The following is a 16,522-nucleotide window of genomic DNA, read 5'->3' on the forward strand; positions in this document are numbered from 1 at the left end:
TGCCGCCTCCTCCTGCGCTCGGCTTGACCAGCAGCGGGAATCCGACGGCGACCGCTTCTTCGGCGATCTCCGCATCCGACAGACCGCGGGCATCGAACCCGGGAACGACCGGCACACCGGATCGCACCACGTGATCGCGCGCCTTGGCCTTGTCGCCCATGATCTGCAGCGCGTCGACCGACGGGCCGATGAAGACGATCCCGCTCTCCGCGCACGCTTCGGCGAGCCCGACGCTCTCCGAGAGGAAGCCGTAGCCGGGGTGGATCGCCTGAGCGCCGGCGGCGCGTGCGGCGCCGATCACGGAGTCGATGTCGAGGTAGGACTCCGCTGCGGGAGCCGCCCCGATCCGCACCGCGTCGTCGGCCTCCCGCACGTGAGGTGCATCCGCGTCAGCGTCGCTGTAGACGGCGATGCTGCGGATGCCGAGTTCTCGGAGCGTCCGGATGATCCGGCGTGCGATCTCGCCTCTGTTCGCGACGAGGACTGTATCGAACGTGTGAGTGTTCTGGAACGTCATGGCCATCACATCCGGAAGAGGCCGAAACGCGGTTCGGGCAGTGGGCTGCGGGCGACCACGTCGAGAGCGAGGCCGAGGAGGTCGCGGGTCTCGGCGGGATCGATGATGCCGTCATCCCAGAGACGTGCGGTCGCATAGTAGGGCTCGCCCTGCGTCTCGTACTGGTCGCGGATGGGGGTCTCGAACGATTCTCGTTCGTCGGTGCTCCAGTCCTCACCCCGAGCGGCGAGCTGGTCGGACTTGACGGTGGAGAGCACGGAGGCGGCCTGCGCCCCGCCCATCACGGAGATGCGGCTGGCCGGCCACGTCCAGAGGAATCTCGGAGAGTAGGCCCTGCCGCACATCGAGTAGTTGCCCGCACCGAAGGAGCCGCCGATGATCACGGTGAGCTTGGGCACTCGAGTGCTCGCCACAGCCGTCACCATCTTCGCGCCGTCCTTGGCGATCCCGCCGGCCTCGGCATCCGAGCCGACCATGAAACCCGTGATGTTCTGCAGGAACAGCAGCGGGATGCCGCGTTGGTCGCAGAGTTCGATGAAGTGCGCGCCCTTGAGCGCCGATTCGCTGAAGAGGACGCCGTTGTTCGCGACGATCCCGACCGGGTGGCCGTGGAGCCTGGCGAATCCCGTGACCAGGGTCTTCCCGTACTCCGCCTTGAACTCGCGGAAGCTGTCGGCGTCGATGAGCCGATCGATGACGAGGTGCACGTCGTATGCCGCGTTGACGTCGACCGGGACGACGTCGTACAGCGATCCGAGCTCGGCAGGGGCCCGGCTGTCGTGCACCTCCCAGGCGGCCTGAGGCGGGGCGGGGAGTGTGGCGACGATGTCCCGCAGGATCTCGAGGGCATGCTCGTCGTCCTCCGCGAGGTGATCGACGACGCCGCTGCGGCGGGCATGGAGCTCGCCGCCCCCGAGCTCCTCTGCGGACACGACCTCGCCGATCGCCGCCTTCACGAGAGGCGGGCCGCCGAGGAAGATCGTGCCCTGATCGCGGACGATCACCGTCTCGTCGCTCATCGCCGGGACATACGCCCCACCGGCCGTGCACGAGCCGAGGACCGCTGCGAGCTGCGGGATGCGCTCTGCCGACATCCGCGCCTGGTTGAAGAAGATCCGACCGAAGTGCTCGCGATCGGGGAACACCTCATCCTGCTTGGGGAGGAAGGCCCCGCCCGAGTCCACCAGGTACAGGCACGGCAGGCGATTCTCCAGGGCTATCTCCTGCGCACGCAGGTGCTTCTTCACCGTCAGCGGGTAATAGGTGCCGCCCTTGACCGTCGCATCGTTGCAGACGACCATGACGTGCCTCCCGTGCACGAGACCGATGCCGGCGATGACGCCCGCTGCGGGCGCCTCGCCCCCGTACAGGCCGTCGGCAGCCAGCGGAGCGACCTCGACGAAGGGGCTTCCCTCATCGAGAAGACGGGTCACGCGCTCGCGCGGCAGGAGCTTTCCTCGCGCGACATGACGCTCGCGAGAGGCCTCCGGCCCACCCTGCGCGACGATCTTCAGCCGGTGGTGCAGTTCGGCAGCGAGGGACTGCTGGGTTGCGGGCATCGTGTTGTCCTCCTCGACCCACGTGGCGCCGGCCACTTCGCTCTGGCGCACTCGATGCGTTCTCGGTTAGTGTTCACTAACCGATTGCATCAGGTTAGCGAGGATTAACTGAGATGACAAGCCCCGTCACCGCGCGAGATCGCGCCAAGGCAGAGCGCTCCGACGCGATCCTCCGCGAGGCCGCGAGGCTCTTCGCCGACAGCGGGTACAACGGCGTGAGCCTCGAGGACATCGGCACCGCCGTGGGCGTGTCCGGCCCCGCCGTCTACCGCCACTTCGCGGGAAAACAGGCTCTGCTCGGCGCGGTTCTCGTCAAGGTGAGCGACGACCTCGTCGCCGGCGGAACCAGGGTGGCGGCCGAAGGCGCGACGCCGGAAGAGCGGATGCGCGCGCTGGTCGCCTTCCACGTGGACTTCGCCCTCGGCCATGCCGACGTGATCCGCGTGCACGACAGGGAGGTCGCGCAACTCGATGCCCGCGATCACGCCGAGGTGCGGCGTCTGCAGCGCGCCTACATCGAGCTGTGGATCAGCACGCTGGCCCCGCTCGTCGATGCCGACGCTGACGAGCTGCGTCTGCGCGTGCAGGCGTGCTTCGGCCTCATCAACTCGACCCCGCACAGCACGCGCGCCGCTGCCCGCCAGCGATCCGCCACCGCGACAGTGCTCGCCGCGATGGCGGAGTCGGCGCTGCGCGCGACTATCTGAGCAGCATCGCCCGCCCCGGTTCTTCGAGCACGTCGGCAACGTCCTTGAGGAACCGAGCTCCTTCCGCACCGTCGACGAGACGGTGGTCGAACGACAGGCTGAGGGTCATCATCTGGCGCAGCGCGATCTCGCCGCGGTGCTCCCACGGCTGACGCCTGACCGCGCCGACCGCGAGGATGCCGGACTGCCCCGGCGGGAGGATCGGCGTGCCGGCGTCGATTCCGAACACCCCGATGTTCGAGATCGAGAACGTGCCGCCCGACAGCTCCGCCGGCGAGGTCTTCCCAGACCGCGCGGTCTCGGCGAGTGCCTTCAGCGCGTCTGCGAGGCCGACGAGGGTGAGCAGCTCGGCGTCGCGGATGTTCGGCACGATGAGCCCCCGTTCGGTGGCCGCTGCGATCCCGAGATCGACGTAGTGGTACTGGACGATCTCTCCCGCAGGCTCATCCCACCGGGCATTCAGCCCCGGCGTCCGTGTCAACGCCAGGCACACGGCCTTCGCGACCACCGCGAGCGGGCCGATCCTGTGCGCCGACAGACCGCGATCCTCCTTGAGCGAAGCGAGGAGGTCCATCGTCGCGGTGACATCCACCGTGTGGAACACCGTCACGTGCGGCGCCGTGAATGCGCTCTCGACCATCGCGGCCGCGGTGTGCTTGCGAACCCCGCGGATCGGGATCCGGGTCTCGCGAACGCCCTCGTGCAGCGCAGCCGCGGTGTCCGGGAGCGGGGCACTTCTCGGTGCCGCGGTCTCTTCGGCACGGATGCCGACACGCGCCGCATGCTCGTCGATGTCGTCGCGTGTGATGCGGCGATCCCCCACCGCTGCCGCGACGAGGACGAGATCGATCCCCAGGCGCTTCGCGTAGGCCCGCACGGGCGGAGTCGAGCGGGGACGTTCGACGACCGTCTCCACGCTCACGGCCGGCGATGCGTCGTGCGGTGCCGCTTCGAGCACCGCGGTGTCCGTGACCGGCGTCGCCCCTCCCGCGCGCCGAGCGCGCCGAGCCGGGCGTCCGGATGCCGACGGCGCAGCGCCGTACCCGACGAGGTTGGGCTGCGCCTTCTCCTCTCCAGGTGAAGTCGCGACGGGCGACTCCTCGGCTCCCTCCACGTCGAAGGCGATCAAGGGCGAGCCGACGGCGACGGTCTCCCCCGCCTCCGCGTGCAGTGTCGAGACGACACCCTCGTACGGCGACGGCAGCTCGACCACGGCTTTCGCGGTCTCGACCTCGGCGAGGGTCTGATTCAGCGCGACCGTATCGCCGGGAGCGACCAGCCACTGGACCACCTCGGCCTCGGCCAGCCCTTCCCCCAGGTCGGGAAGACGGAATTCGGCGATCATGCGTCCGCTCCCGTCAGGCTGTTCGGCCGATCGAGCACCCGATCGACCGCATCCAGCAGACGATCGAGATCCGGCAGGTGATACTTCTCTAGCTTCGCGGGCGGGTACGGCACGTCGTGGCCCGTCACCCGGAGAGGTGCGGATTCGAGGTACTCGAAGCAGAACTCCGTGATGCTCGCGATGACCTCTGCCGCCACCCCGGCCTCGCGCGAAGCCTCGTGAGCGACAACCACGCGTCCCGTCTTCCGGACCGAGGCCGCGACCGTGTCGTAGTCGACGGGCGAGAGCGAACGCAGGTCGATGACCTCGAGCGAGATCCCCTCGTCCTCAGCTGCCTCTGCGGCCTGCAGAGCTGTGGTGACCATGGCGCCGTACGAGATCAGGGTGGCATCCGTGCCGGATCGGACCACGCGCGCGAGGCCCATGGGCGCGGCATCCGCCAGCGGTGCGTCGAGGTCGACGTCGCCCTTGTGGTGATACAGCCGCTTCGGCTCGAAGAAGATCACCGGGTCGTCGGAGGCGATCGCCTGGCGCAGGCTCCGATAGGCGTCTTCGGGATTCGACACCGCGATCACGCGGAGACCCGCCGTATGCACGAAGTACACCTCGGGCGACTCGGAGTGATGCTCTGCCGCGCCGATGCCGCCTGCCCACGGGATGCGGATGGTGATCGGCATCTTCACACGCCCCTGAGTGCGATAGTGGAGCTTCGCGACCTGCGCGACGATCTGGTCGAAGGCGGGATAGACGAAGCCGTCGAACTGGATCTCGACGACAGGGCGGTAGCCCCGGAACGCGAGTCCGACCGCCGTGCCGACGATGCCGGACTCCGCGAGAGGCGTGTCGATGACTCGCGAAGCGCCGAACTCGTCGAGCAGCCCATCGGTGATGCGGAAGACGCCGCCGAGCTTCCCGATGTCCTCGCCGAGCAGGACGACCTTCTCGTCGTCGCGCATCGCCTGGCGCAGGCCCGCCCCCAAGGCCTTTCCGAGAGTGAGCTCCGTCATGGTCATACCTCGCCTTCGAACGACGCGAGGTAGGCGGCGTACTCGCCGCGCTGCCGCTCGAGAGCGGTATGCGGCTCGGCATAGACGCCGTCGAACACGGCGAGCGGAGGACGCGTGACCATGCCGAGGCACTCCGCACGCATCTCCCTGGCGACGACATCGGCGGCTGCCTGCGTCTCCGCGACCTGCTCGTCGCTCAGCTCGCCGATCGCACGCAGGTGCGCTTCCAGTCGGATGATCGGATCACGACGACGCCAGGCGTCGAGCTCGTCCTCCTTGCGGTAGCGAGTCGGATCATCGGCCGTCGTGTGCGGCCCCATGCGGTACGTCACGGCCTCGATGTAGGCGGGCCCCTTGCCCGAGCGGGCATGCGCGAGCGCCCACCGCATCGCGGCCATGCAGGCGAGGACGTCGTTGCCGTCGACCCGGAGGCTCGGGATCCCGAATCCGGGAGCGCGGCCGGCGATCGGATACTGCGACTGCACCGACACGGGCTCCGAGATGGCCCAGTGGTTGTTCTGGCACACGAAGACCACGGGCGCCTGATAGGACGAGGCGAAGATCATCGCCTCGTTGACGTCTCCCTGGCTCGTCGCCCCGTCGCCGAAGTAAGTGACGGCGACCTCGTCGGCTCCTTCGTGGCGGATGCCGAGCGCGTAGCCCACGGCGTGCAGAGTCTGTGCGCCGATGATGATCTGCAGCGGAGCGACCCGCAGTGCGGCCGGGTCGTGCCCCGCGCCCTCCTCGCCTCGCCACATGCGCACGTAGTCGCCGGGCTTCGCGCCGCGCGCGTAGATCACACCGGTCTCCCGGTAGCTCGGGAAGACGTAGTCCTGGGGCGCGAGCGCCCGGGCGGTTCCGATCTGCGTCGCCTCCTGGCCCTGGCACGGCGCCCAGAGTCCCAACTGTCCCTGCCGCTGGAGTGCGACGCCCTCGGCGTCGATCCGCCGGAGGATGATCATGTCCCTGTGGAGCGCCCGCAGTGATGCCGCATCGACGTCGGTGATGAACGCGTCGAGCTGGTGGTTCGCGATGCGCGTGCCATCGGGGGTGAGGATGCGCTCTGCGAGTTCGAGATCCTGTGCGGTGTCGGCGATCGGGGTGATCTGCGGTGACATCATCGTCCTCCTCATCAGTGGCCGTCGTCACGGGTTCTACGCGCGGCCCCGGCATCTTCGCCGGTTCACTCGAGCGTACGTCTGCTCAACACCTCGCTCAAGCAACCGTGATCGTCTTGAGCATGTTGCCCAATTCGAGGCCGTGCACCCCTGCTATGGTTTGGCACTATGGCTGGACTTGACCGCATCGATCTGGAACTTCTCGCAGCTCTCGCCGATGACCCGCGAGTCACGATCGTCGCTCTGGCGGAGAATCTCGGGCTCTCACGCAACACGATCCAGGCCCGCATGGCGCGACTGGAGCAGACCGGCGTGTTCATGTCGTACGAGCGCTCGTTCTCCACCGATGTCCTCGGCTTCCCGCTGCAAGCATTCGTCAGCATCGGGGTCCGTCAGACCGAGCTGCCTCGCATCATCAACGAGCTCGCGCGCATCCCGGAGGTCGTGCAGGCCCACGGGCTCAGCGGCTCGATCGACCTGCTCGCGCGAGTCGCCTGCCGCGACGCACGGCACCTGTTCGACACGGATGCCCGGATCCTGTCGATCGACGGCGTCGAACGCACCGAGACGTCGCTCGCGATGGGCGAGGTCATCCCGTTCCGGGTCGCCGGACTCATCGGCCTCGCGCGGCGGGAATCCTGAGGAAGCGGCGGATGGCGCCTGCCGCTTCGGCGGGCGTCTCGTAGTGGATCAGATGTCCGACGTGCGCGATCTCCACCAGCGTCCCGTCATCGAAGCGCTTCACCAGTTCGCGTTCCACCTCGATCGGCGTGATGTCGTCGCGCTGCGCGGCGATCAGCAGCGTGGGCACGTCGATCGCGGAAGCGAACTCGCTCACATCGTGTGAGACGCTCGCGACGAACGCGTCACGGAGCACATCACGGTCCGCGAAGCGCGAGAAGTAGGTGTCGTGCTGGTCGTGGATGAACCGGCGGAGTTCACGGTCGGACGTCTTGGCCATCGTCACGCTCATCACCCTGACGATGAGACGGTTGCGCAGCAGCGCGGTTCCCAGCTTCTCGGGCAGCCGGGCCCCCAGGGCGTAGTACAGGACCGCGAGACGGGTCATGATGCCCTTCGGCCCTTCGAGCGCCGGAGCGCCGATCGGGTTGATCAGGATGAGGCGCGGGGTCTCGAGGCCGCTCGCGACCGCTGCCGAGGTGACGATCGATCCGAACGAGTGTCCGAGGATGACCGCACCGGGCGCGACCGCTGCGGCGAACTCCGTGAGCCACGCGACATACTCCGCCAGGTCGTACGTGCGCCCCGGCACGGGATCGGTCTCGCCGAATCCGGGCAGGTCCGGCGCGATCACGCGCGCCTCCGGCAGGAACGCGAGGACGGACTCGAGGCCGTGGTGCTCACCGCGGAAGCCGTGGACGGCGATCACGGTGACCTCGGCATCCGCAGGGCCGTACTCCCAGTAGGCCGTGGTCCCCCCACGCACCTCCACCTCGCGGCGCTCGACCGCCAGGCGTTGCAGGCGGTCGGCGTAGGGCGAGAGCACGGTCATACTCCGATTCTAGGGTCGCCGAATGGATGCTCCCCGTGTGGCTCCACCCGGATGTCCGTACCCGGATCTACGGTGAAATCATGCCGCCGGCTCCTCCACTCCCGCACTGGATCACTCGCGTGGGCGTGTTCGACCTCGAGACGACGGGCGTCGACGTCGAGAACGATCGCGTCGTGACGGCTCACGTGGGATTGCTCGATGCAGAAGGCCGAGAGATCGCTGCGCGCGACTGGCTCGCAGATCCGGGCATCGCGATCCCCGAGGGTGCGACGGCAGTGCACGGCGTGACGACCGAGCACGCTCGCCGACTCGGGCGTCCCGTCGGCGAGGTCGTCGCCGAAGTGACGTCTGCTCTGCGTTCGCTGCTGTCGCAGGGCGTTCCGGTGGTCGCGTACAACGCCGCGTACGACTTCTCCCTCCTGGCGCATGAGGCCCGCAGACACGGGATCACCCCTCTCGAGAACCCCTCGCCGATCATCGACCCGCTCGTCATCGACAAGGCCTACGACCGCTACCGTCCGGGCAAGCGAACGCTCCAGGTGGTCGCCGCGCTCTACGCGGTGCAGCTCGAGGACGCGCACGAGGCTGCGGCCGATGCCGTCGCGGCGGGCCGTGTGGCCCAGGCCCTCGCCCGCCAGTTCACGCTGCCCGAGACGCTCGAGGAACTCCATACGCGGCAGGTGGGATGGGCGCGTTCTCAGGCTGCGAGCCTCACGGAGTACTTCATCCGCATCGGTCGCCTCGATCCCGACGATCGCCTCGACGGCACCTGGCCGGTTCGTGCCCGCCGCACCTCCGAGGGGGTGAATGCGGATGCGGTTCCGAACGGGTGATGTCGCACGCGTCGAGCGCACCTGGAAGCAGTTCGTGCCCTCGGCAGTCCTGCACGACGTGGATCCCCATCGCTTCTACTTCGACTGGCAGTCCGCCGACCTCGGTGCGGTGACTCTGGTCCGATACGACCTCGCCGCCGAAGTGCGGTCGACGGCAGAACCCGAAGATCAGCTCCTCGCCTGCCGCGTGGAGGGTCCCGATGCCCAGGTGCGCTCCGACAGATCCGAGCTCGACGCGAGTCGCCCCTGGCTGTCCGACGGGCCTCGCGTGCACGCGAAATGGGAACGCGGAGCCAGGGTCACCGCGCTCATCTTCGAACGCGCCTCCCTGCAGAGACTCGCCCAGCAGATCAGCGGAGACGACACGCTGTCGCTGCACGTGACCGACCTCTCGCCGCGATCGGCTCACGCCGCCGCCGCCTGGGATCGCATGTTCTCCTACCTCGAGCAGAGCGTCGACTCCCTCGACGACGGCGACGGCGACGCGGTGCTCAGGAACGAACTCGCTCGGCATGCCGCAGCGACCACGCTGGCCACGTTCTCGACGACGGGCCAGCTGCACAGGCATCGGCCCACTCAGACGACCCCCGCGCCGGCGACAGTGCGCCGAGCCCTGGACTTCATCGCCGAGAACGCGCATCGCCCCATCACCGTCGACGACGTCGCGTCGGCGGTCCACATCTCGACCCGCGGGCTGCAGTACGCGTTCCGACGCGCGCTCGACACGACCCCGGCCGAGTGTCTCAAGCGGGCGCGCCTCGACGGCGCCCACCGTGATCTCCGCTCCGGAGCCCCGAGCACCGTCGCGGCCGTCGCCCGCAAGTGGGGGTTCTCACATCCGTCCCGGTTCGCGGTCGCCTACCGGGAGAGCTTCGGCGTACTTCCCTCCGTGACGGCGGCGACGCACCGTCGATGACATCGCGCGAACAGAGTGTTCGCATGGTTCGCGCGCCGGGGCGGTCCTGACGGATCCGTTCCTTCGCGCATCGTAGATTCCGAGGTATGGGTTCCCTCTATTACGGCGCCTCGGAGCCGATCCAGATCGAAGATCGTGCGCTCGCCCACCTCAAGGTCGTCGTGGCCACCAAATTGCGCCGCAACGAGAGCTTCACTCTGACGTGGAAGCACCAGGACGGCCAGTCCGAGGGGCGCTCGACCGTGTGGTTGCACCCGTCCATCCCTCTCCGATTCGTCTTCGATGAGGCCGAGGCTCCCGAGCTGAGCCGTCGGTGGATCGAGGATCTGGCGCACTCGGCGAACTCGAGCGGCGGGATCATGCTCGTCGACGAGCTCCTCGAGCCGTCGGAGCAGCTCGCAGGAGTCGCCCCGCGCTGACCGGCGGAGGAGTCCGGCGCGTCAGAGGACCCGGTCGTCGACCGATCCACCGGTGCGCCCGCGGCGCACGATCAGTATGATCACACCGATGATGACGCCGAGCACACCCGCGGCCATCAGGATGTATCCGACCATGTTGAGGTCGATCCATGGGATCTGCACGTGCACGGCGAACGCGAGGATCGCCCCGATCACGAACAGCGCGATTCCGGTACCGATTGTCATGATGCCTCCTGAAGAGTGGCGGACATCCTGAGGATAGCCATGGCACGCCTCGAGCGTCACCCCTGGGGCTTCGCGCACGCTCGTTCGAACGTCAGCGACAGAGCGGCGAGCGAGAGGACTGCGGAAGTAGGGCGGGCGGGACTTGAACCCGCGATCGTTGGGTTATGAGCCCACTGCCTTAACCAGCTTGGCCACCGCCCCGTGAGCACCAGCCTACCGGTCGACCTCGGTCAGATCGGCGTGGCCTCGGCGTGGGTCTGCAGGTGCCCCAGGTAGATGTCCGCGTTCGCGATCAGTCCTGCGCGTTCCTCGTCGCTGAGCGTCCGCCGCACCTTCGCAGGCACCCCGGCCACGAGCGAGCCGTCGGGCACCTCGGTTCCCCCGAGCACGACAGCGCCGCCGGCGATGAGGCATCCCGCACCGATGATCGCGCCGCTGAGGATCACGGCTCCCATGCCGATGAGCGTTCCGTCTCCGATCGTGCACCCGTGGACCACGGCATTGTGGCCGATCGAGACCTTCGCGCCGACGGCGACGGGATGTCCGGAGTCGACATGGACCGACACGTTGTCCTGCACGTTGCTCCCGGCGCCGATCACGATGCCCGCCGAATCACCGCGGAGCACGGCGTTGTACCAGACGCTCGCTCCCGCAGCCAGCGAGACGTCGCCGACGATACGTGCGCCGTCTGCGACGAACGCATCTCCGTCGATCGAGGGAGTCTTCCCGGGGAGTACGAGAACGGAGGATCCGGCAGCGATGCTCATGAGGCGAGACTACCCTCACCTCCCCCGATTTCCGCGTGATTCCGGGGCACTAAGCCGAGCCTTCGCTTGCTTGCGGAATGTTTTCAAGTGAGTAGCGTTGTCTTCATCAGGTACGAGAAGAGCACTTCAGAGGAGCCGAAGATGAGCAAGGTACAGACCGTTTCCACCACCGCCAGCGACCCGACCGTGGCAGCTGCAGCGGCACAGTTCCTTTCGCCCGTCGTCCTCGGACTTCAGGCGCTCACGGTCAACGGCAAGCAGGCGCACTGGCACGTCCGCGGTGCGAACTTCGTCGGTGTCCACGAGCTGCTCGACACCATCGTCGCCCACGCCGGTGACTTCGCAGACACCGCAGCAGAGCGCATCGTCGCCCTGGGCCTCCCGATCGACGCGCGCATCAGCGCCGTGGCCGCGAAGGGCAGCGCGACCTCGGTCCCCGCAGGCTTCACGCAGTCCGACGAGCTCGTCCGCGCCGTCATCTCCGACATCGACGCGATCCTCGTCGACGTGAAGGCCGCGATCGACGGTCTCGACGAGGTCGACCTCACCAGCCAGGACGTCGCCATCGAGGTGATGCGCGGACTCGAGAAGGACCGTTGGTTCCTCGTGTCGCACATCGCCGCGTAAGCAGCACCTCATGAGAGAGGGCACCGGGTTCTCCCGGTGCCCTCTCTCATTCGTGCTGGATGTCAGGCTCCGTGCGTGACACGACCGGCGACCATCGTCGCGATGATCGGCATGCCCCGCAGGTCGCTGCCCGACGCGGTCAGCGGGTCGAACCCGCACAGCACGATGTCAGCGAGCTCTCCCGGTCGGAGAGCCGTGCGCACACTCGCCTGAAGGGCCTGCTCACGCGTCAGCCTCTCTTCGGGGTGCCACGGGTCGCGGTCGTCATCGGTGCGCGTCACGGCCGCGGCGATCGCCTGCCACGGGTCGAGGGGAGCGACGGGGGCATCCGAGCCGAACCTCAGCTCCACTCCCGCGTCGCGCAGGGCACCGAGGGGGTACCCGATCGACGTCTGCCCCGCCCAGTGCTTCCCGACGAGATCGCGGTCGTCGAGAGCATGCTGCGGCTGCACGCTGGCGATCACTCCGAGCCGGCCGAAGCGGGCGAGATCCGCATGCCTCACGAGCTGAGCATGCTCGATCGTGCCCACGGCCCCCGACACGGTGAAGGCATCGAGAGCGCCGGTGACCGCACGATCCCCGATCGCGTGCACGGCGACCGATAGCCCGGCTCCCGTGGCGACTGTGAGCAGCTCGGTGAGTTCTGCGGGCGGGACCGTGAGCACTCCGAAGTTCTCGGGATCGCCAGGGTAGGAGTGCGAGCACGCCGCGGTCCGCGTCCCCAGGGATCCGTCGCTGATGATCTTCAGCGGTCCGACGTGCACCAGACCGCGTCCGGCCTCCGGCGCGTCCGGCGCCTCGTGGAGTTCCCCGCTCCGCAGACCCGCCGCGATGGCGCGGGTCAGATCGAACGGATAGACAGCGAACTCGACGCGATGAGAGGCGAAGCCCGCCGCCACCCGCCGCGGCCAGGCATCGGCGTTCCATGCCATGTCGAAGTCGACGAGGCCGGTGACGCCGCGGGATGCTGCCCGCTCCCCTGCCGCCCGCACGGCGATGTCGCCACGATCGGGGTCGACGGCGTTGAGCCTGCGGGAGATCTCGAACGCATCCTGCTCGCGCAGCATCCCATCCGAGCTCGTGAAGCCTTCGAGTGACAGCGCCGCGGAGTTGAGCCACGTGCTGTGCACGTCGGCATTGATCAGATACGTGGGTATCGACCCTGTGGCGCCGTCGAGGAGCGCGAGGGTCGGCACATCCGGCCACATGGCGTCTCGGAATCCGCTGCCGACCTTGCGGCCGTCCGGCAACGGCGCGGATGCGGACATGATCGCCGCTGCCTCCGCCGCCGACGCCGCTCCGCCCAGAGCGACCCGCTCGGTCGCGAGTGCCCACTGCACGGTGTGCACGTGGTTGTCCCACAGGCCCGGCACCGCCCAGGCGCCGCGCCCGTCGAGCACCTCTCCCTGCAGGGTCATCGCGCCGGTGGGAGCGATGTCGCTGATGCGGCCGCCGTCGATGAAGATGTCGACCGGTTCGTCGTCGACCAGGAACTCCTGGCCGGGACCGGCGATCCGCACGCCCGTGATCGTCCCGACGCGGGCTCCGACGCTGCTCACCTGGTTCCTCCTGCGCGGGCCTGCTGGGCACGCCTCATCTCCGCGGCCAGTTCAGGCTGTGCGTACGGGCCGTCGCCCTCGAGTTCCGCGATCACGGTGTCGACCGTCTCGACCGGCTTGTTCTGGCTGAGCTTGCGCTTGGCGACCACGCGGGTGGGGGTGAGCCGGAAACCGACCGTCCCCGCAGCGAGTCGTGACACGAAAGCCGGGTCGTTCGGGCGCGCCCACATGCCCCGAGGGTCGGGCATCCGACCCTCGAACCGGTCGACGAGTCGATCGAGCACTGCGAGGTTCTCCTCGTCGGTGAGGATCTCGGGGACCCCCGCCAGGTGCACCGCGGTGTAGTTCCAGGTCGGCACAGCCTGGACATCGCCGTACCAGCCCGGCGAGATGTAGCCGTGCGGCCCCTGGAAGACGACGAGGAGCTCCCGCTCCCCCATCCCGTGGATCAGGTCGTCTGGCCGGCCGACATGTCCGACGATCGTCAGGTCGTCGTGATCGTCGTCGAGCAGAGCCACATAGTGCGATGACACGAGTCCGTCCGGACCGTTGCTCACGATCGTCGTCCATGGGTTCGCATCGATGACTCGCCGGATCTCGGCGACATCCGCGAGCGTGAAGCTGGGGTTCTGACGCATCGTCCCAGCCTATGGCCGCCGGCTCACGCCTGGCAGCGCGGACACCAGTACAGCTTGCGCGCACCGATCTCCTCGAGTGCGATCTCCGTGCCGCAGACGCGGCACGGGAGACCTGCCCGGTGATAGACCCAATGACGGTCGTCGCGGCTCGCCATCGCCGCGCGATACTGATCGGGCGAGAGATCGTCCATGGTCATCATCTGACCGGTCTCGACTCCGATCGCGAGCAGGCCCACCCAGTCGTGCCACAGCGCGCGCACGACGTCCTCCGGCACATCGCGCCCCGGCGTGTGGGGGTTCAACCGCTGACGGAAGAGCATCTCCGCGCGGTACACGTTGCCGATGCCGCTCACCACCGCCTGGTCCATGAGCAGAAGGGCGATCACGGTCTGCTTCTTGCGCACTGCCCGCACGAAGCGTTCCTCGTTCTGCGCCGGATCGCCCACGAGAGGATCCGGGCCCAACTTGGCGACGCTGGCCAGCATCTCCTCCGGAGTCTGAAGCACGCACGCGGTCGGCCCTCGCAGGTCGGCGGCCGTGATGTCGGTCATCAGGCGCAGTCGCACCTGACCCACGATCGGAGGCGGCCACTCCAGTCCCTCGTCGGCGAGACCCTTGGTCTGCTCGGACATCCGCACGTGCACTCGCGTGCGCCGCGGTGCGCCGATCGATGCGAGGGAGTTCTCCCCCGCATCGTCGAGGATCTCGTCGTCGACGACGGTGCCCCGCTGGTTGGTCTGCCCCATGCGCCCGTTCGCGGACGCGATCGTCGGGTCGACCAGGATCTCCCCGGCGAAGTCCCATGCCCCGTAGAGGCCGAGATGGACCCTCAGCCAGAGGTCGCCCTCCGCCTCGAGGAACATCTGCTTGCCGACGGCCTGAACGCTGAGCGCCTCACGTCCGTCGAGCACGGCCGCGCCTTCGGCGAATCGCCCCTGAGGGCTCGATGCGCTCATCGCTTTGCCGACGAAGTTCCGCTCGAACTGGCGCGCGATGCGGTGGACGGAATGTCCCTCGGGCATGTCAGGCTCGCGGGTCCGGAAGGAGGGAGCCGTCGCGCTCGAAGTCTGCGATCTGACCGATGCGGCGGACGTGGCGCTCGTCGTGCGAGAACGGCGTCGAGATGAAGGTGTCGATGAAGGAGGTGACCTCGTCGAACGTGTGCTGACGCGCTCCGATCGAGATCACGTTGGCATCGTTGTGCTCGCGGGCGAGCTCGGCCGTCGAGGTGTTCCACACCAGAGCTGCGCGGATGCCCTCGACCTTGTTCGCGGCGATCTGCTCGCCGTTGCCCGATCCTCCGAAGACCACGCCGAGCGTGTCGATCCCGGACTCCTGATCGGCGACCACGGCCTGCGCCGCGCGGATGCAGAAGGCGGGGTAATCGTCGACGGCGTGGTATTCCACAGGCCCGTGATCCACGACCTCGTGACCTGCACCGCGCAGGTGATCCTGCAGCTGCGTGGAGAAGTCGAGACCGGCGTGATCGGTGGCGATATGGATGCGCATGGCATCCATCCTAGAAGCGCCGAGCGTCAGCGGGTGCTCACGGGGCGACACCGGCCGCAGCCGGCTTGAACCCCGCTCGCACGTTCTCGCAGCATCCTGGGCGGCACACGTCGAAGGCGCCGGGAAGCGCGGTGACGTGCGGTCGCTCCTCGTTCGGTCGTCCCTCGAGACGCTCGATGATCAGATCCACGATGCCCGACACGAATGACGGGGCGACGCCAGGGGTCGGCGTCCGCGTGAACGCGAGCCCCGCCTCTTCTGCAGCCTCCGCGGCCTCGGTGTCGAGGTCCCACAGGACCTCCATGTGGTCGCTCATGAATCCGACCGGAACCACGGCGACGGCTTTCCGGCCACGCTCCGGCAGTTCACCGATCACGTCGCACACGTCGGGCTCGAGCCACGGCTGCGAAGCGGGGCCGGAGCGCGACTGATAGACGAGCTCCCATGAGACGTCCGCGGCCGCGGGAATGCTTGCGCGCACCCGATCCATGACCCAGGCGGCGACGGCGAGGTGCTGCGCGGCATAGGCTCCGCCCTCTCCCCAGTCGATGTCCCTGGCGCCCGAGCGCTCGGCGTCGGCGGTCGGGATGCTGTGGGTGGAGAAGAGGATCTGGATGTCCGCGGCGGCGATGCCCTCGGCGAGGAACGTCTCGACGGCTTCCCGCACGCCGGTCTCGAAGGACTCGACGAACCCGGGGTGGTCGTAGAACGGACGGATCTTGTCGATCGTCACCGTCTCACCGAGCTTCGTGTCCTCGAGGACGCGCGCGAAGTCCTCCCGGTACTGACGGCAGCTGGAGAAGGAGCTGTACGCGCTGGTGGCGAACGCGAGGAGCGTCGTCTTGCCGTCGGCCGCAGCCTCCGTCACGACCTCTTCGAGGTAGGGGCTCCAGTTGCGGTTGCCCCAGTAGACGGGAAGATCGATCCCGCGTCGCGCGAGTTCGCCCTCGAGAGCCTCTTTGAGGATGCGGTTCTGCCCGTTGATCGGGCTGACCCCGCCGAAGTGGCGGTAGTGGTGGGCGACCTCTTCGAGGCGCTCGTCGGGGATTCCTCGACCTCGCGTCACGTTGCGGAGGAAGGGGATGACGTCGTCCTGGCCCTCGGGCCCTCCGAACCCGGCGAGGAGGATGCCGTCATACGCGACGGGCGTCGTCATATAAGGGGCACCGGAGGCGGCGGCAGCAGAGGCAAAGGGGACGGTGTTCGGCTCGATCGCGGTCACCTCCCCATCCTTTCACCTTCGGAGAGTGAGACAGGCCGCCG

At 68.2% G+C, this 16,522-nt stretch carries 19 protein-coding genes and 1 tRNA gene; 6 read left to right on the top strand and 14 right to left on the bottom strand.

The window, feature by feature from the left end; translation table 11 throughout:
* The coding region (locus ASF80_RS19215) for a biotin carboxylase N-terminal domain-containing protein (RefSeq protein ID WP_321163952.1) at positions 1–517 on the bottom strand (517 nt) is incomplete at its 3' end.
* A 5-nt stretch (positions 518–522) separates the two neighbouring features.
* Positions 523–2,076, bottom strand: a complete 1,554-nt coding sequence (locus tag ASF80_RS02800; RefSeq protein WP_056311686.1) for a carboxyl transferase domain-containing protein — start codon at positions 2,074–2,076, stop codon at positions 523–525.
* A 113-nt stretch (positions 2,077–2,189) separates the two neighbouring features.
* Here ASF80_RS02800 and ASF80_RS02805 point away from each other — a divergent pair, with 113 nt between their 5' ends.
* Complete coding sequence (locus ASF80_RS02805) at positions 2,190–2,783, top strand: TetR/AcrR family transcriptional regulator (protein ID WP_056307808.1); 594 nt, start codon at positions 2,190–2,192, stop codon at positions 2,781–2,783.
* Here ASF80_RS02805 and ASF80_RS02810 read toward each other — a convergent pair.
* Genes ASF80_RS02810 through pdhA form a run of 3 tightly spaced genes read right to left on the bottom strand, consistent with a single transcriptional unit; the run spans position 2,776 to position 6,253 of the window.
* A complete protein-coding gene (locus ASF80_RS02810) occupies positions 2,776–4,128 on the bottom strand; it encodes a dihydrolipoamide acetyltransferase family protein (protein ID WP_056307809.1) in 1,353 nt (450 codons plus the stop codon). The genes ASF80_RS02805 and ASF80_RS02810 overlap by 8 nt on opposite strands.
* Positions 4,125–5,135 carry an alpha-ketoacid dehydrogenase subunit beta gene (locus ASF80_RS02815; protein ID WP_056307811.1) on the bottom strand — a complete coding sequence of 337 codons (1,011 nt, stop codon included), beginning with the start codon at positions 5,133–5,135 and terminating at the stop codon, positions 4,125–4,127. Before ASF80_RS02815 ends, ASF80_RS02810 begins: the two co-directional genes overlap by 4 nt.
* Before the next feature lie 2 nt (positions 5,136–5,137).
* Positions 5,138–6,253, bottom strand: a complete 1,116-nt coding sequence (gene pdhA / locus ASF80_RS02820; RefSeq protein WP_056311689.1) for a pyruvate dehydrogenase (acetyl-transferring) E1 component subunit alpha — start codon at positions 6,251–6,253, stop codon at positions 5,138–5,140.
* Positions 6,254–6,421: 168 nt separating this feature from the next.
* On the opposite strand from pdhA, the gene ASF80_RS02825 reads away from it, so the two are divergent.
* The gene (locus ASF80_RS02825) at positions 6,422–6,895 is read left to right on the top strand and encodes an Lrp/AsnC family transcriptional regulator (protein ID WP_056307813.1); all 474 of its coding nucleotides are present in this window, start codon (positions 6,422–6,424) and stop codon (positions 6,893–6,895) included.
* Here the strand turns inward: ASF80_RS02825 and ASF80_RS02830 are convergent.
* Positions 6,867–7,766 (bottom strand): alpha/beta fold hydrolase, encoded by a 900-nt coding sequence (locus ASF80_RS02830; RefSeq protein WP_056307815.1) that lies wholly within the window; start codon positions 7,764–7,766, stop codon positions 6,867–6,869. The two genes, ASF80_RS02825 and ASF80_RS02830, sit on opposite strands and share 29 nt — an antisense overlap.
* A gap of 80 nt (positions 7,767–7,846) precedes the next feature.
* Between ASF80_RS02830 and ASF80_RS02835 the strand changes: the two genes are divergently transcribed.
* From ASF80_RS02835 to ASF80_RS02845, 3 genes are all read left to right on the top strand, one after another.
* The gene (locus ASF80_RS02835) at positions 7,847–8,599 is read left to right on the top strand and encodes an exonuclease domain-containing protein (RefSeq protein ID WP_056311691.1); all 753 of its coding nucleotides are present in this window, start codon (positions 7,847–7,849) and stop codon (positions 8,597–8,599) included.
* The gene (locus ASF80_RS02840) at positions 8,580–9,515 is read left to right on the top strand and encodes a helix-turn-helix transcriptional regulator (protein ID WP_056311693.1); all 936 of its coding nucleotides are present in this window, start codon (positions 8,580–8,582) and stop codon (positions 9,513–9,515) included. Before ASF80_RS02835 ends, ASF80_RS02840 begins: the two co-directional genes overlap by 20 nt.
* An 86-nt stretch (positions 9,516–9,601) precedes the next feature.
* Positions 9,602–9,934 carry a hypothetical protein gene (locus tag ASF80_RS02845; RefSeq protein ID WP_056307818.1) on the top strand — a complete coding sequence of 111 codons (333 nt, stop codon included), beginning with the start codon at positions 9,602–9,604 and terminating at the stop codon, positions 9,932–9,934.
* A gap of 21 nt (positions 9,935–9,955) precedes the next feature.
* Here ASF80_RS02845 and ASF80_RS02850 read toward each other — a convergent pair whose 3' ends face one another.
* The 3 genes from ASF80_RS02850 to ASF80_RS02860 form a co-directional block, all read right to left on the bottom strand.
* Positions 9,956–10,159, bottom strand: a complete 204-nt coding sequence (locus ASF80_RS02850; protein WP_056307820.1) for a DUF6458 family protein — start codon at positions 10,157–10,159, stop codon at positions 9,956–9,958.
* Positions 10,160–10,286: 127 nt separating this feature from the next.
* Positions 10,287–10,360, bottom strand: a tRNA-Ile gene (locus ASF80_RS02855).
* A gap of 29 nt (positions 10,361–10,389) precedes the next feature.
* The gene (locus tag ASF80_RS02860) at positions 10,390–10,926 is read right to left on the bottom strand and encodes a gamma carbonic anhydrase family protein (RefSeq protein ID WP_056307822.1); all 537 of its coding nucleotides are present in this window, start codon (positions 10,924–10,926) and stop codon (positions 10,390–10,392) included.
* A gap of 141 nt (positions 10,927–11,067) precedes the next feature.
* Here ASF80_RS02860 and ASF80_RS02865 point away from each other — a divergent pair, with 141 nt between their 5' ends.
* Complete coding sequence (locus tag ASF80_RS02865) at positions 11,068–11,553, top strand: Dps family protein (protein ID WP_056307824.1); 486 nt, start codon at positions 11,068–11,070, stop codon at positions 11,551–11,553.
* Between the two features lie 62 nt (positions 11,554–11,615).
* Here the strand turns inward: ASF80_RS02865 and ASF80_RS02870 are convergent, their stop codons facing one another.
* The 5 genes from ASF80_RS02870 to ASF80_RS02890 are packed head-to-tail and all read right to left on the bottom strand — an operon-like array spanning position 11,616 to position 16,481.
* The gene (locus ASF80_RS02870) at positions 11,616–13,112 is read right to left on the bottom strand and encodes an amidohydrolase (protein WP_056307825.1); all 1,497 of its coding nucleotides are present in this window, start codon (positions 13,110–13,112) and stop codon (positions 11,616–11,618) included.
* Positions 13,109–13,750 (bottom strand): FMN-binding negative transcriptional regulator, encoded by a 642-nt coding sequence (locus ASF80_RS02875; protein WP_056307828.1) that lies wholly within the window; start codon positions 13,748–13,750, stop codon positions 13,109–13,111. Before ASF80_RS02875 ends, ASF80_RS02870 begins: the two co-directional genes overlap by 4 nt.
* Positions 13,751–13,773: 23 nt before the next feature.
* On the bottom strand, positions 13,774–14,772 hold the full coding sequence (locus ASF80_RS02880; protein WP_056307830.1) for an Fpg/Nei family DNA glycosylase: 999 nt from the start codon (positions 14,770–14,772) through the stop codon (positions 13,774–13,776).
* A gap of 1 nt (position 14,773) precedes the next feature.
* Positions 14,774–15,259, bottom strand: a complete 486-nt coding sequence (locus tag ASF80_RS02885) for a ribose-5-phosphate isomerase (protein WP_056307832.1) — start codon at positions 15,257–15,259, stop codon at positions 14,774–14,776.
* A gap of 37 nt (positions 15,260–15,296) precedes the next feature.
* Positions 15,297–16,481: a ferrochelatase gene (locus ASF80_RS02890; RefSeq protein ID WP_056307834.1), complete on the bottom strand. Its 1,185-nt coding sequence runs from the start codon at positions 16,479–16,481 to the stop codon at positions 15,297–15,299.
* Positions 16,482–16,522: the final 41 nt, after the last annotated feature.

Origin of the sequence: Microbacterium sp. Leaf159 (assembly GCF_001423615.1) — a bacterium.
Lineage (GTDB): Bacteria > Actinomycetota > Actinomycetes > Actinomycetales > Microbacteriaceae > Microbacterium.

What these genes read in the sequence shown, in the direction of transcription:
- ASF80_RS02800 (WP_056311686.1), bottom strand. Translation starts at nt 2,076, where the DNA reads ATGCCCGCAACCCAGCAGTCCCTCGCTGCCGAACTGCACCACCGGCTG.
- ASF80_RS02805 (WP_056307808.1), top strand. Translation starts at nt 2,190, where the DNA reads ATGACAAGCCCCGTCACCGCGCGAGATCGCGCCAAGGCAGAGCGCTCC.
- ASF80_RS02810 (WP_056307809.1), bottom strand. Translation starts at nt 4,128, where the DNA reads ATGATCGCCGAATTCCGTCTTCCCGACCTGGGGGAAGGGCTGGCCGAG.
- ASF80_RS02815 (WP_056307811.1), bottom strand. Translation starts at nt 5,135, where the DNA reads ATGACGGAGCTCACTCTCGGAAAGGCCTTGGGGGCGGGCCTGCGCCAG.
- pdhA (WP_056311689.1), bottom strand. Translation starts at nt 6,253, where the DNA reads ATGTCACCGCAGATCACCCCGATCGCCGACACCGCACAGGATCTCGAA.
- ASF80_RS02825 (WP_056307813.1), top strand. Translation starts at nt 6,422, where the DNA reads ATGGCTGGACTTGACCGCATCGATCTGGAACTTCTCGCAGCTCTCGCC.
- ASF80_RS02830 (WP_056307815.1), bottom strand. Translation starts at nt 7,766, where the DNA reads ATGACCGTGCTCTCGCCCTACGCCGACCGCCTGCAACGCCTGGCGGTC.
- ASF80_RS02835 (WP_056311691.1), top strand. Translation starts at nt 7,847, where the DNA reads ATGCCGCCGGCTCCTCCACTCCCGCACTGGATCACTCGCGTGGGCGTG.
- ASF80_RS02840 (WP_056311693.1), top strand. Translation starts at nt 8,580, where the DNA reads ATGCGGTTCCGAACGGGTGATGTCGCACGCGTCGAGCGCACCTGGAAG.
- ASF80_RS02845 (WP_056307818.1), top strand. Translation starts at nt 9,602, where the DNA reads ATGGGTTCCCTCTATTACGGCGCCTCGGAGCCGATCCAGATCGAAGAT.
- ASF80_RS02850 (WP_056307820.1), bottom strand. Translation starts at nt 10,159, where the DNA reads ATGACAATCGGTACCGGAATCGCGCTGTTCGTGATCGGGGCGATCCTC.
- ASF80_RS02860 (WP_056307822.1), bottom strand. Translation starts at nt 10,926, where the DNA reads ATGAGCATCGCTGCCGGATCCTCCGTTCTCGTACTCCCCGGGAAGACT.
- ASF80_RS02865 (WP_056307824.1), top strand. Translation starts at nt 11,068, where the DNA reads ATGAGCAAGGTACAGACCGTTTCCACCACCGCCAGCGACCCGACCGTG.
- ASF80_RS02875 (WP_056307828.1), bottom strand. Translation starts at nt 13,750, where the DNA reads ATGCGTCAGAACCCCAGCTTCACGCTCGCGGATGTCGCCGAGATCCGG.
- ASF80_RS02880 (WP_056307830.1), bottom strand. Translation starts at nt 14,772, where the DNA reads ATGCCCGAGGGACATTCCGTCCACCGCATCGCGCGCCAGTTCGAGCGG.
- ASF80_RS02885 (WP_056307832.1), bottom strand. Translation starts at nt 15,259, where the DNA reads ATGCGCATCCATATCGCCACCGATCACGCCGGTCTCGACTTCTCCACG.